Source organism: Rhodococcus sp. DT1 (genome assembly GCF_049844875.1).
GTDB lineage: Bacteria > Actinomycetota > Actinomycetes > Mycobacteriales > Mycobacteriaceae > Rhodococcus.
The window spans coordinates 219,248-232,717 of sequence record NZ_JBNCLW010000006.1; the positions used below are offsets into that span (position 1 = coordinate 219,248).

Below are 13,470 nucleotides of genomic sequence, written 5' to 3' on the forward strand. Positions count from 1 at the left end.
CGTCAGCCCGCGTGCGCGGGTCGCGGTCTGCCGATTCCGGTTGCCGTCCGCCGTGTAGAGCCCGGGGCGGGGTCATGTCATGAGCGGTGCCCGGCTTACCTACTGTTGCCGCCTCGGGGCTGTTGCAGCGTGAGCAGGCCCGGCAGAACTCGGGCCGGATACTCCCGGGCGACTCCATTCCGGAACATCCACCGGCACCACCGTGGTGTCACTTGTCAGCGTGCGCGCCAAGGGGTTGTTGCGCGGCCGACACGGATCGGAACGAAACCGCAAGATGTTGCTTTCGCACAACAACATTCGATGACGGAGCGTGCGCGAAATGGACACGACCTGCCCACCACTCCCCGACACAGCTCGACAGTCTGTCTTCGAACCCATTGACGTAGAAGAACTTTCACGACCTTGCCGCGGCATCGAGACCGCCGGGACACATCTGCCGTCGCGAACCTCGCCGCACCCGATACACAATCAGTAACGGATTGTCGTGTGCGCGCGACAATCCCGTTGACACACAACCGAAAACAGGAGGCACACCATGGGCTCGGTCGAAATCTTGCAATGGATCGGCGACGGGTACGTCGCAGGAGAGCCGATACAGTCCGCGCTCTTCACCGCTATTGCTTTCCTCGGGATGCCGTTCGCGGTGATCCACCTCCTGCTGGGGGGATCCTTCTAGTCGGCAGCGCATGTGCTCACCGTCCGGCGACATCCGTCTTCTGCGGGCACTCGGAGGGGTCGCGCCCCGGCCGTCATCGGGGCGCGACCTCCCAGGCCCAGGGCGTTTACCGTCGTGGTGCTATCTTTCTCTGGTTATGTTCAGAGTGATGTTCCACGAACCACGCATTCCGCCCAACACCGGCAACGCCATTCGGATGGTTGCCGCGACGGGTGCCGAACTGCACCTCGTGGAACCACTCGGGTTCGACCTCTCGGAGCCGAAACTGCGCCGGGCTGGTCTCGACTACCACGACCTCGCGTCGGTCACGGTTCACGCCGACCTTGCTGCCGCGTGGGAGGCTCTGCGCCCCGAGCGCGTGTACGCCTTCACCGCTCACGGCACCACCGGTTACGCAGAGATCGAGTACCGGCCGGGCGACGTGCTGCTGTTCGGACCGGAGCCGACGGGGCTCTCGGAAGAGGTCCTGTCCGACCCGCACATCACCGCGCAGGTCCGCATTCCGATGCTGCCGGGCCGGCGCTCGCTGAACCTGTCGAACGCCGCCGCGGTGGTCAGTTACGAAGCCTGGCGCCAGAACGGCTTCGAGGGCGCTGTCTGATTCGCTTCCCTCTCGAATCGGGATGTTCGGTACCTGCTGCACGCACAAGGATTTCGACGTCGACTACCGCGAATTCTGCGGCGGTCACGACAACGTTCATTGGCGCGACGGGTTGGTCGCGGGAGCCGCAGCACTGCTCGGCACCGCTGCCGCTCACTGAGTGCTGCAGCCCCGCGGCCGCTGCCGCTTACTCGCCGCTCTCGGTGGGCCTGCCCGAACGCGCCCACCCGTCGGTGCCCGCGGCGACGGACACCGCGTCGATTCCCCGGCCCGCGAGATAGTTCGCGGCCTGGAGGCTGCGTCCGCCGACGGCGCAGATCACGTACACGGTCCCGGTCGTGGGAATCTCGTCGATCCGGGCGACGAACTCGCTGAGCGGGATATTGGTGACGCCGGGCACGCGCACCTGGGCGTATTCGTCGCGTTCGCGTACATCGATGACGGGTGCTCCGTCGGCGAGTGCGGTCTCGAAGGCAACCAGGTCGACCTCACGCATCGGTGTGGGTCCTCTCGATCAAGGGTTTCGTCGGGTACTCCGGACGAGCATCGCAGGCGCATGACGAGCCACGCGACCAGGTTGACGATTCCGGGGGCACACGATCGGGAACGTCCCCACGGTAGCGCGGCCCCGCAGGCCACCCTCCATGCACCCGATACAGGCCACCGACAGTCGCGGGCATCACTGGAAGTCGCGCGACTTGCCCGGCATCCGCAGGTCCAAAGGTTCCAGGTGGTCGGCGAGCAGCGTCACCACGCCGTCGGCGTTCTGGAGTCGCCCCCGGACGAGTAACGCCGAGGCGGTGTGGGCGAGGGTGCGGTACCGCGCCCACAGCCCGACCGAACACACCACGTTCACCATGCCGGTTTCGTCCTCCAGGTTGAGGAAGGTGACGCCTGCCGCGGTTGCGGGTCGCTGCCGGTGCGTCACCGCCCCTCCGACGAGCACCCTCGTTCCGTCCGGCACGTCGAGCAGTCGCGACGCCGGAACCACGCCGAGCGCGTCGAGCCGTGCACGCAGGAACTGCGTCGGGTAACTGTCCGGGGACACCCCCGTGGCCCAGACATCGGCGGCGGCCAGCTCGAGGGCGCTCATGCCCGGCAGTGCCGGCGCCACGGCGGTCGCCCCCACACCGGGCAGTCGCCCCGGGCGCTGAGTGGCAGCGGGGGCAGCAGCCCACAGCGCCTCACGCCGGGTGACGCCGAACCCGCCGAGCGCTCCGGCGGTCGCGAGTGCCTCGGCCTGCGCAGTGGTGAATTCGATCCGCGCGGTGAGGTCCAGGAACGAGGTGTACGGGCCGTGTTCCTGCCGTTCGGTGACGATCCGTTCGGCAAGGTCTTCGCCGATGTGCCGCACCGACGCAAGACCGAGCCGCACTTCCTTCCCCGCGTTCTCCACCGTCGCCTGCGCGAGGCTCGCACCGATGTCGGGACCGTGCACGATCACTCCGTGCCGGCGTGCGTCGGCGACGAGCGACTGCGGAGAGTAGAAGCCCATCGGCTGCGCCCGGAGCAGACCCGCGCAGAATGCGGCGGGATGATGCAGTTTGAACCAGGCGGAATAGAAGACGAGCGACGCGAAACTCTGCGAATGGCTTTCGGGGAAACCGAAATTCGCGAACGCATGCAGTTTCTCGTAGATGCCGTCGGCGACGGCGCCGGTGATGCCGTGCAACTCGCGCATCCCGTCGTAGAGGCGGTCGCGCAGGCGCTCCATCTTCTCGGGCGACCGCTTCGATCCCATCGCCCGTCGCAGCTGATCGGCCTCGGCTGCGCTGAATCCGGCGGCATCGACTGCCATCTGCATCAACTGTTCCTGGAACAGCGGGACACCGAGGGTGCGTTCGAGCGACTTCTCGAGACACGGATGGTCGTAGGTGACCGGTTCGAGTCCGTTGCGACGGCGGATGTACGGATGCACGGACCCGCCCTGGATGGGTCCGGGCCGGATGAGCGCTACTTCGATGACGAGGTCGTAGAAGTTCCGGGGTTTCAGACGCGGCAAGGTTGCCATCTGCGCGCGCGACTCCACCTGGAACACACCCACCGAGTCGGCGCGGCGCAGCATCTCGTACACGCCGTCCTCGGTCAGGTCGAGTTGCGCGAGATCGACCCGGACACCTTCATGTTCGGCAACGAGATCGATCATGTAATGCAACGCGGAGAGCATTCCCAGTCCGAGTAGGTCGAACTTCACGAGTCCCGCGGCGGCACAATCGTCCTTGTCCCATTGCAGGACGGTGCGGCCCGGCATTCGCGCCCATTCGACAGGGCACACATCGGAGACGGGCCGGTCGCAGATCACCATGCCGCCCGAATGGATTCCGAGATGTCGTGGCAGGCCTTCGATCTGCTCGGCGAGATCGAGAACCGCAGTGGGGATGTCTGCGTCGGTTTCGACGCTCACTCCTCCCCATCTGCTGATCTGTTTGCTCCACGCATCCTGCTGCCCCTGCGAGTAACCGAGCGCGCGTGCCATGTCGCGAACCGCCGACCTCCCGCGGTAGGTGATGACGTTGGCGACCTGCGCGGCGTGGGTCCGGCCGTATTTCGCATAGACGTGCTGGATTGCTTCTTCGCGCCGATCGGATTCGATGTCGAGGTCGATATCGGGAGGTCCGTCGCGCTCCGGTGACAGGAACCGTTCGAACAGCAACCGGTTGCGCACGGGGTCGACGTTGGTGATGCCGATGGCGTAACAAACAGCAGAATTGGCAGCCGAACCTCTTCCCTGGCAGAGGATGTCGTTGCTCCTGCAGAACTCGACGATGTCGTGGACGACCAGGAAGTAACCGGGAAAGCCGAGACTGCCGATGATGCCGAGTTCGTGTTCGATCTGCCGGTACGCATCCCGGTTGTGCTCGACCGGTCCGTACCGTCGGAGTGCGCCCGCGTAGGTGAGGGCGCGCAGCCACGTGAACTCCGTGTGCCCGTCGGGCACGTCGAACGGAGGTAGCTTCGGGGCGATGAGCCGCAGGTCGAAAGCACATTCGCGGCCGAGTTCCGCCGCGGTGTGCACGGCACCGGGAAAGGCCGTGAACAGCCGGGCCATCTCGGCTCCGGAGCGGAGATGGCCGCCACCGGCGGGAGGGAGGCGACTCGCTGCGTCGTCGAGGCTCTGTCGATCGGATATGGCCGCCATGGCCATGGCGAGTCGTCGGCGCTCCGGCCGGGCGAAGTGTGCGGCGGTACCGGCGACAGACGAAATTCCGTGCCGCTCCGCGAGCCCGAACAGTGCGACATTGCGTTCGTAATCGTCGGGAGTTCCCTGCCAGGTGAGCTCGACGGTGACGCGGTCGGACCCGAACCGGTCGACGAGATCGAGCAGAGCCGCTTCGGCGGCTCCCGGACCACCGTTGTCGAGGGCACGGCGCACGTGTCCGTTACGGCACCCGGTGAGGATCTGCCAGTGGCCGCCCGCCGCATCGGTGAGCGCGTCGTAGTCGTAACGAGGTTCGTTCTTCTCCCCTCCGACCAGGTGTGCATCGGCGATCTGCCGAGACAACCGGCGGTACCCTTCCTGTCCGCGGGCGAGCACCAGCAGATGTGCATCGTCGAGCGTCAACTCCGCACCGAACACCGTCCGCATATCGAGTTCCCGCGCGGCTTCGGCGAAACGCACGGCGCCGTACAGGCCGTCGTGGTCGGTGATCGCGAGAGCCTCGAGGCCGAGACACACCGCTTCTTCGACGAGTTCCTCCGGGGTCGAGGCACCGTCGAGGAAGCTGAACGCCGAGTGCGTGTGCAGCTCGGCATACGGCACCACCGGGCCGTCGGGTGGCCGGGCCCGACCTTCGTACTCGCCTCGGGTGCGGCTCCACGCCGGGCTGTCGTTGCCGTCGCCGGGGTGGACGGGATCGCGGCGGGATGCGCCGGACGGAGGCCTGCCGGACAGGACACGCTCCATCTCCGACCAGGTCGGCGGGCCGTTTCCCCATCCCATTCCGCACCTCCAACTGCACGTATTCACCACAATTATCGCACGTATGTTCGATAGTTGTGCAACCCCGTGCGTGATTCAGGTGCTGTTCGTGCCTACGTGTCGGTAGCGGGCGGCCTCGTCGCGGGTACCGGGATGGCCGGTGCGAACCCTCCGAGCGGCCGGATCAGCGTCCGCGCGTCTCACGACCGGCTTTGATCACCTCGAACAGGCTGGTCCAGTTGTCTTTCCCGTGCCCGGCGACGATCGCGGCGTCGTAGAGGTGTTCGACTGCTGCCGGCAACTCTTGCGCAACACCGGTATCGATACTGGCCTGCACCAGATGGTCGGCGGTGGCACCCATCATGGTGACTGTGCTCAGGTCTCCCGGGTGCCGGCCCGTGGCCAGGTCCGCGGCCAGGTCGCCGCTCGGTCCGATCATGTCGGGTATCAGCGTGAGGTGTTCGTACAGGTCCTCGAGCGCGTGGTCGACCGGACCGCCGACCGACTCGATGAGGGCCGCCGCATGCAGGACCGCTGCGAGTGCAGTCAGGAAGACGTCCAGGTTCGCCAGGTAGAAGAGCTGGGCGAGCCGGATATCGCCGCCCAGGTACCGAGGTGTCCCGAGCGCCCGCACCACGGGTTCCACACCGTGGAAGGCCTCGGGGTCACCGCTGTAGTAGACGTAGGCTGCGTCGGTACCCAGCATCGGTGCCGGCACCATGATTCCGCCGGCGACAAACCGGCCGCCGCGCCGGGCCACCCATTCGGCCGCCGAGGCCGTGTTTTCCGGGGTGTCGGAGCTGAGATCGACGAGGGTCCGTGAACCCATCAAGTACCGACCGGCCGGTCGATGTCCGAACTCACCCACCCGACCTTCCCCCGACCCGAACCTCGGGGAACATTGTGGTGGCGACCCGGGCGAACACAACGCCGAGCCACTCGCCGTCCGATTACCGAGGTGTCGTCTTACCGAGGTGTCGTCGCTCGTCGAGTGACGCCAGGTATTCCGCGTTTCCGCGCACAGCCGCCTCGTAACGTTTAATCTCGGCTGAGTCCACCCGGTCCGCGATGAGCGATAGCGCCTCTGCCAAAGCAGTATTCGGACGACCGGCTGCGTGAAGTGACATCATTTCGAACACCCGCAGCGAGTCGGATTCCGGGTATTGTTGTCGAGCGTCGGCGAACACGGTCAGGGATTCCTCGAACCGTCCCAAGTTTCGCAATGTGCTGCCGTACTGGAGCAACGCTCTTCGGTGTCGATCCCCGGAGAGCCCAGCATCGAAGGCCTCCAGATAGTACTTCTCGGCCTTACCCTCTTGTCCCGCAGTGTCGTACGCGCCGGCAAGTTCGTACAGTACTGCCGCATTTCCGGGGTTGGCTTCGAGAAGTGCCGCGAAATACTCGATCGTCGGGCCCATGTTCGCGCGGTCTCGTGCCTCGAATCCGGCAATGATGGCCGCCTCCAACTCGGGGGAGTTCTCAGAATTCGACACAACCCCGACTATTGCAGCGACCGCGCCTCGGCGTCCACTCGAACGGGCGCAGACTCATACCGAAGCCTGCACTTGCATTCCAGCGCAACATAACCAAGTTACGGTGAACTTGGCGACTCATTGAACCTGCACGCCGCTCCGGTCGACAATCCCGCGCGCACGGTTCAGCACAGGTCGATTTGTACAGAATGCGACCGAGCGCCTCGCATATTCGATAGGAATGGCGTGTTCTGTTCTGTTTCCTGCGATCGAACGGAGTATGTACATGGCCGAACGAACATTTCGCCGCGTGGGTGCGGCGGCAGCCATGGCAGCGGGGGTGGGTGTTGCGATGACTGTCGGAGGCGTCGGAGCAGCACACGCCGCGCCGACTTCCACCACCATGACGTGCGGAAGCGCCAACCCGCTATTTTGGGCGCCGCCGTTCACCTGGACCGTCACCGCCTCGTCGGGGGCGTCCCGTCCCGGTGGCGAGGGCGAGTTCTTGCCGTCTCTCCTGCTCAGCGGCAACAACGACTTGCCCACTCCTCCTGGTGGTCTCATCCCGAGTATCGGACCGAACTGGTACGGCACGCAGGTGCTGGTCGACTGGCACAACACCAGCACCGGCCAGTCCGGACGGAGCGTCAGCGATCAGGAAGCGTGGAAACAGAAGCCGAGCGTCCCGGTGAACCGCACCCTCACCGGGTCCGGAACGATCAACTTCACTGTCACGCTCCAGACCGGCGCGGGGTGGTGGTTCGTCAATCCACAGAACGCCGTGTGCCAGGGCACCATCGACGTACTTCCCCCGTCCTGAACTGGGTGCGTCGGCTCAACTGCAACCAAGGGGTTGCCGATAGACGATCGGGGTGCAACCATGGGGTTGCACCCCGATCGCATCGAACGAGGAGACGTCATGACCGACGAACTCGACCGCATCGAACGACAGATCGCCATCGAAGCACCGGCCGCACGGGTCTGGGAACTCGTAGCCGAACCCGGGTGGTACATCAACGACCACACGATCACCGAACACCGACTCGAACGCGACGGCGACCTCACCGTCGTCCACGATCCCGTCCACGGCGCCTTCCTGTTCCGCACGGTGGCGCTGGATAAACCGCACTACGCAGCGTTCCGCTGGTTGGCCGACAGCACCGACCCCGACAGCCCGTCCACGCTCGTCGAATTCCGGGTCGATGCCGTCTCCGACTCCTCCACCGTCCTGCATGTGACGGAAACCGGCTTCGAGTCGCTTCCCGGAGACGCCGCCGAGCGTCGCGCGAAGTACGAGGGGAACGTCGAAGGGTGGACCATCGAACTCGATCTCGCACGACAGCACCTGGAGGGCAGGAAAATCGTTGCCGCACAGTAAAACGGGAACGTTCGACGACGGCGGCTCCGACGCGGGCACAGTAACCGACCCGACTCGCGTATTCGCGGCACTCGCGGACGACACGAGGTGGCAACTGCTGCAACGACTCGCCCGATCCCCGGCGTCCGCGTCGGGTCTGGCGGGGGAATTCACGGTCTCGCGTCAAGCGATCGCCAAGCATTTGTCGATACTGGAAGACTGCGGTCTGGTGACGTCCGAACGTGTCGGCCGCGAACTCCGTTTCTCCGCAGCCGGTTCCAGGCTGAGCGCGGTGGGCAGGGCGCTGGAAGCGGTGGGCTCGGGATGGGACCGACGGCTCGACGCCATCAAGAAGGCTGCGGAACGCTCCGTGTGAGAACGGAATGCTGTCAGACCGTCGAAGACCTGCGCGACACGGGAACTCAGTAGCCTGCCGACGGATCGACGCGCGCGACGAGGTCCTCCCCGGCGATGAACCTCCGCACGTTCTCACGGAGCGTCGGCGCAAAGGTGGCGGTCAAACCGCTCCGAGTGTTCGCGACGTGCGGGGTGATCACGCAATTGTCGAGTGCCCACAGCGGATGCCCGTCCGGCAGCGGTTCGGGTTCGGTCACGTCGAGCACCGCCCCGGCGATCGTGCCCGCGCGCAATGCATCGACCAGCGCATCGGTGTCGACCAGGTTGCCGCGCGCCACATTCACCAGCCACGCCGTATCCGGCATGGCATCGAACGCCGCAGCGCCGACCATCCGGTCGGTGTCGGCGGTCGCGGGCGCCGCAACGACGAAGTGGTCGGCCATCGTCCACACCTCGGAGGTGCGGTGTGCCGGCAACGTCACCGACGCTCCGTCGACCGGACGTCCGGAACGGGTGACCGCGACGACCTCCACCCCGAAGGCACGGAGTCTCGGAATCATCGCCCGGCCGATTCCCCCGCATCCCACGATCGCCACGGTCGATCCGTGCAGCGGGCGGACGAGGGGATCGATGCGATCTTTGCTCCACCGGTTCGCCGCGACGGCGGTGTGGAATTGCCGTAGGCCGACCAGCAGGGCTCCGACCGCGTACTCGGCCACGTTGTCGGCATAGACCCCGGACGCGTTCGTCCACACCCTGGTGCGGTCTACCAGGCCGGCACGGAAGAACGGTTCGATGCCCGCGTAGGCGAGTTGCACCCAGCGCACCCGTTCGGGCAGGGCGGGGAAGTCCTCCGCACTGCCGTACCAGACGACGGCGTCGGCGTCCTCGAGCGACGACACCGTGGCGCCACCGTCGGTGATCGCCGCAGCGAGGTAGTCGTCGTGGTCCGGGCCGAGATGAATTCGCATGACGAAAACCCTAGTGCCGCCGCGGGAAAACGGACGGCTGCGCCTGCGCAGCGGGTGATCTTCGGGGTTCTCCCCGAGGGCAAGATCGGGTATCACACCGGAGGTGCCGCGTCGTGCCGCGGACGAGCATGGTGAGTATGAAACTTCTGGTGCGGCTGGTCGTGGCGGCACTCGCCCTCGTCCTGGTGGCGGCTGCGACCGGCGCCTCCGTGGTGGCCTACACGTGGACGACGGCCGACGTGGACACGCTCGGCCGGGTCGACTTCGACCGGCCACTGCAGATCCCTCCGCTGGAGACCGGCACCGTGACCGCCGACGGCACCCGCGTAATCGATCTGACGCTGCAGGGTGGCACGAGCGATCTCGGCCACGGCCCGGCGACTCGGACGTGGGGCTTCGACGGCTCCTATCTCGGCCCGACCCTCCGCGCCGCGCGCGGCGACAAGGTTCGCGTCGATGTCACCAATCAGCTCGCCGAAACCAGCACCGTGCACTGGCACGGCATGCGTCTTCCCGCGGCGATGGACGGTGGCCCCCATCAGGTTGTGGACGCCGGCGACACGTGGTCCCCGACGTGGACCATCGACCAGCCCGCTGCCTCGCTCTGGTATCACCCGCACCTCCACGGCGCCACCGCGCAACACGTGTACCGAGGCCTCGCGGGGATGTTCCTGGTGGATGATCCGGCCGACCCGACCACCCCCGGCGCTCGGGCCCTGCCCCAGACGTATGGGGTCGACGACATTCCGCTGATCGTCCAGGACAAGAAGTTCGACGGTGACCAGCTCGACGAGAACCCCGGCGTTTTCGGGATCTCCGGGACGGTCGGAGACGAGATCCTGGTCAACGGCACGCCTGGGCCGTTTCTCGATGTCACGACCGAAGCAGTGCGGTTGCGACTGCTCAATGCGTCGAACGCACGGGTTTTCGACTTCTCGTTCGAGTCCGGTCAGGAGTTCGCTCTCGTAGGCACCGACGGCGGCCTGCTCGAACGTCCCACCCCCGTACGCAACGTTCAGCTCTCTCCCGGCGAGCGCGCCGAGATCGTCGTGCGTCCTGTGCCCGGGTCTCGGGATGTCCTGCGCAGCACCCCGCCGGCGCTCGGTTCCGATTTCTTCCAGAGCCGCTTCTCCGGCGGCGACGACAGCTTCGACATCCTCGAGATGCGCGCGGCCCCGGAACTCGCACCTTCGACGGCGCTGCCCGACCGGCTCACCACATTCGACGAGTTCGGCGAGCCGAGCACGACCCGCCGCATCGATCTGAACGGGTCGAACATGATCAACGGCAGGACCGTGGACATGACCCGCATCGACGACGTGGTTCCCGCCGGCGCCACCGAGATGTGGGAGGTCCGCAACGCGGCGTCCACCCACCACAACTTCCATATTCACGACGTTCAATTCACGGTTGTCGATGCGACGGGCACCCGAAACGACCGTCCCCTCCTCGCCGGACGCAAGGACACAGTGTTCGTACCCCCGAACTCGACGGTGCGCCTTCTCGTGCGGTTCGGTGAGCACAGCAACCCCGCGATGCCCTACATGTATCACTGCCACCTGTTGTGGCACGAGGACAGCGGGATGATGGGACAGTTCGTCGTCGTGGGTCCGGACGATGCGGCCCGGGTGGACGGCGTCACCGATCACTCATCCACCGGTGGGCACGGCACGCACGGCTGATAACCAGCGGAAATATCCGGGGAATACATCCCGGGGTGGCTGTGTTGGAACCGCATGGATCGGCGCGTCAGTACGCCCCGGAGCCAGTATGAACGGCCTTCGTGGAATACCGTCCGGCTGGAGCCACGTTGCGCGAGACGCCGTGAGGCATCGGGCGCGTCGGTCCGCCTCTCTCTTCGCCCTCCCGTGCTGTGACTGCCGGGTGGATTGCGCTCCCGTTTCCGTTATGACCGGTATCGCTGTGGCGCTCGATTCTCCCGCCAGTACAGTTGCCGTTCGGTAACCGAGGCAACCGAAACGGGAGTGTGCATGAACCGCTGGGCCGACATCGTGGTGACCAGAAGTCGGTGGGTTCTCGCCGCGGTCCTGTTGGTGGTCCTGGCTGCCGGAATCTGGGGAGTGGGGGTGTTCGGAAAACTCTCCGGCACCGGCTACTACGTGGCGGGCAGCGAATCCGTGCAGGCCCAGAAGATCATCTACGACACCTTCGGTCCGCAGACGGCAGACATCATCGCGATGTACACCGCTCCCGAAGGCCAGACCATCGACGACATCCGAGACGACGTCGAGCAAACCCTCGGGAAGTTCTCCGACGAGGTGACGGTCACGTCCATTTCGACCTACTGGACGGCACCGCCGCCGATGAACCAGCTGCTGGTCTCCACAGACCAGCGCAGTGTCGCGGCCTCGATCATCCTCGGAGAGGAATCGGGGGTCACGAACGCTACTTTCCCGGCGGTCCTCGAGATGCTCGAGGTTCCCGGAGTCGATTCGCAGTTCGCCGGCGGGACCGTCGTCGGAGTGGAATTCACCGGAACCCTCGAACACGACCTGATCGTCTCGGAGGCGATCGCGATTCCGGTGACACTCCTCCTGCTGGTGTTCATCTTCGGTGGGGTGGTCGCCGCAGCGGTGCCGGTGTTCGTCGGTGTCCTTGCGATCTTCTCCTCGCTCGCGACGCTGCGATTCCTCACGATGTTCACCGACGTGTCCTCGTACGCGCTGAACATCACCTCGTTGATCGGGCTCGGCCTGGCGATCGATTACGGCCTGTTCATCGTCAGTAGGTTCCGCGAAGAACTCAACGCCGGAGCCGAGGTCATCGCCGCCACGAAACGCACCATGTTCACTGCGGGGCGCACGGTGATGTTCTCCGCGGCCCTGTTGATCTGCGCATTCGCGGGCATGCTCGTCTTCCCGCAGTCGGTGCTGCGGTCGCTCGGCCTGGGCGCGATGGCGTCCGTGTTCAGCGCTGCCCTGCTGTCCCTGACCGCTGTGCCGGCCGTGCTCGCACTGCTCGGTCACCGAATCAACGCCTGGACCTGGGACAGGGAGGCGTCCGCTCGCAGCGAGGCCCGCGCCGTGCGCTTCTGGGGCCGTGTGGTGCGGAACGTGATGCGGCGACCCGCGACCATCGCGATCGTCATCACCGCTGGGTTGCTCGTGCTTGCCACACCGGTCTTCAAGGCCGGCTTCGGCGAGATCGAGTACACGGCCCTTCCGGAAGACAGTCCCGCACGCGCCGCAACGCAGAAACTCCTCGACGACTTCTCCAGCAGCGGGAACGGCGCCACCCTGGTGGTACGCGGCGACAACGGACAGACCCCGTCGGCCGAGGCAGTTCGTGAGGTGTCGCGCGCGGCGACCGCCCTCGACGGCATCGAGCAAACCGTCACCGTCGGCTCCCAGGGCGACGTCGCGGTGTTGCAAGCGCTGTACGGGCAGGGGGTCGACGGCACACCCCGGGCGAGTGCCATCACCGACGAACTGCGTGCCGTGCCCGAACCCGCCGGAACGGAGGTGCTCGTCGGTGGCGGACGCGCGCTCGTCGACGACGCCAATGCTGCGATCGCCGACGCTCTGCCGTGGATGATCGCGATCATGGTGGCCTCGACGCTGGTGCTGTTGTTCCTCGCGTTCGGCTCCGTGGTGCTGCCGATCAAGGCGGTCCTGATGGCCGGATTGAGCCTGGCAGCCACGTTCGGCGTGCTGACTTGGGTGTTCCAGCTCGGGCACGGCGCATCGTGGATCGGTGTCGTACCCAGTGCGCTCGAGCCGACATTCGTCGTCCTGATCCTGGCGGTCGTGTTCGGCCTCTCCACGGACTACGAGGTGTTCCTCATGTCCCGGATGGTCGAGGCCCGCGCAGCGGGCGCCACCACGGTCGAAGCCGTGGAATACGGCACCGCGCGGACCGGCCGGGTCGTCACTGCGGCTGCCCTGCTGCTGATCGTGGTGACCGGTGCGTTCACGATCTCCGGTCTGTCGATCATGCGGTTCCTGGGCATCGGCATGATCATCGCGCTCATCATCGACGCGACGATCATCCGGATGCTTCTGGTGCCGTCGCTGGTGAAGCTGATGGGTGAGGCGAACTGGTGGGCGCCGGCATGGATGAAGCGAATTCACGAGAAGGTCGGGCTGGGCCACTAGGG

The 13,470-nt window shown here is 66.0% G+C and carries 13 protein-coding genes; 8 read left to right on the plus strand and 5 right to left on the minus strand.

What is annotated here, in order from left to right; all coding sequences use genetic code 11:
* Positions 1-535 precede the first annotated feature (535 nt).
* The 3 genes from ACLQ3J_RS17040 (at position 536) to ACLQ3J_RS17050 (ending at position 1,437) form a co-directional block, all read left to right on the plus strand.
* Positions 536-676, plus strand: a complete 141-nt coding sequence (locus ACLQ3J_RS17040) for a hypothetical protein (protein WP_169619887.1) — start codon at positions 536-538, stop codon at positions 674-676.
* A gap of 136 nt (positions 677-812) precedes the next feature.
* Complete coding sequence (locus ACLQ3J_RS17045; RefSeq protein WP_378527669.1) at positions 813-1,277, plus strand: tRNA (cytidine(34)-2'-O)-methyltransferase; 465 nt, start codon at positions 813-815, stop codon at positions 1,275-1,277.
* Between the two features lie 22 nt (positions 1,278-1,299).
* Positions 1,300-1,437, plus strand: coding sequence for a hypothetical protein (locus tag ACLQ3J_RS17050; RefSeq protein WP_425903976.1), 138 nt, complete (start codon positions 1,300-1,302; stop codon positions 1,435-1,437).
* A 27-nt stretch (positions 1,438-1,464) separates the two neighbouring features.
* On the opposite strand, the gene ACLQ3J_RS17055 is transcribed toward ACLQ3J_RS17050, so the two are convergent.
* The 4 genes from ACLQ3J_RS17055 to ACLQ3J_RS17070 all read right to left on the minus strand — a co-directional run bounded on the left by ACLQ3J_RS17055 (position 1,465) and on the right by ACLQ3J_RS17070 (position 6,614).
* Entirely contained in the window at positions 1,465-1,773 is a 309-nt protein-coding gene (locus ACLQ3J_RS17055) for a rhodanese-like domain-containing protein (RefSeq protein WP_169619890.1), read from the minus strand.
* A 183-nt stretch (positions 1,774-1,956) separates the two neighbouring features.
* A complete protein-coding gene (locus ACLQ3J_RS17060; protein WP_425903977.1) occupies positions 1,957-5,217 on the minus strand; it encodes an error-prone DNA polymerase in 3,261 nt (1,086 codons plus the stop codon).
* Between the two features lie 163 nt (positions 5,218-5,380).
* Positions 5,381-6,025, minus strand: coding sequence for a hypothetical protein (locus ACLQ3J_RS17065; RefSeq protein ID WP_425903978.1), 645 nt, complete (start codon positions 6,023-6,025; stop codon positions 5,381-5,383).
* Positions 6,026-6,146: 121 nt separating this feature from the next.
* A complete protein-coding gene (locus tag ACLQ3J_RS17070) occupies positions 6,147-6,614 on the minus strand; it encodes a tetratricopeptide repeat protein (protein WP_425903979.1) in 468 nt (155 codons plus the stop codon).
* 340 nt (positions 6,615-6,954) lie between these two features.
* Between ACLQ3J_RS17070 and ACLQ3J_RS17075 the strand changes: the two genes are divergently transcribed.
* The 3 genes from ACLQ3J_RS17075 (at position 6,955) to ACLQ3J_RS17085 (ending at position 8,401) form a co-directional block, all read left to right on the plus strand.
* Complete coding sequence (locus ACLQ3J_RS17075; protein ID WP_422423319.1) at positions 6,955-7,488, plus strand: hypothetical protein; 534 nt, start codon at positions 6,955-6,957, stop codon at positions 7,486-7,488.
* A gap of 99 nt (positions 7,489-7,587) precedes the next feature.
* Positions 7,588-8,046, plus strand: a complete 459-nt coding sequence (locus tag ACLQ3J_RS17080; protein WP_169619898.1) for an ATPase — start codon at positions 7,588-7,590, stop codon at positions 8,044-8,046.
* The gene (locus ACLQ3J_RS17085; RefSeq protein WP_169651646.1) at positions 8,033-8,401 is read left to right on the plus strand and encodes an ArsR/SmtB family transcription factor; all 369 of its coding nucleotides are present in this window, start codon (positions 8,033-8,035) and stop codon (positions 8,399-8,401) included. Before ACLQ3J_RS17080 ends, ACLQ3J_RS17085 begins: the two co-directional genes overlap by 14 nt.
* 46 nt (positions 8,402-8,447) lie before the next feature.
* Here ACLQ3J_RS17085 and ACLQ3J_RS17090 read toward each other — a convergent pair whose 3' ends face one another.
* Complete coding sequence (locus ACLQ3J_RS17090) at positions 8,448-9,353, minus strand: D-isomer specific 2-hydroxyacid dehydrogenase family protein (protein WP_169619900.1); 906 nt, start codon at positions 9,351-9,353, stop codon at positions 8,448-8,450.
* 128 nt (positions 9,354-9,481) lie between these two features.
* Here ACLQ3J_RS17090 and ACLQ3J_RS17095 point away from each other — a divergent pair, with 128 nt between their 5' ends.
* Together ACLQ3J_RS17095 and ACLQ3J_RS17100 are read left to right on the plus strand one after the other, a co-directional pair.
* Entirely contained in the window at positions 9,482-11,035 is a 1,554-nt protein-coding gene (locus ACLQ3J_RS17095) for a multicopper oxidase family protein (protein WP_425904029.1), read from the plus strand.
* A gap of 309 nt (positions 11,036-11,344) precedes the next feature.
* Entirely contained in the window at positions 11,345-13,468 is a 2,124-nt protein-coding gene (locus tag ACLQ3J_RS17100; RefSeq protein WP_169619901.1) for an MMPL family transporter, read from the plus strand.
* Positions 13,469-13,470: the final 2 nt, after the last annotated feature.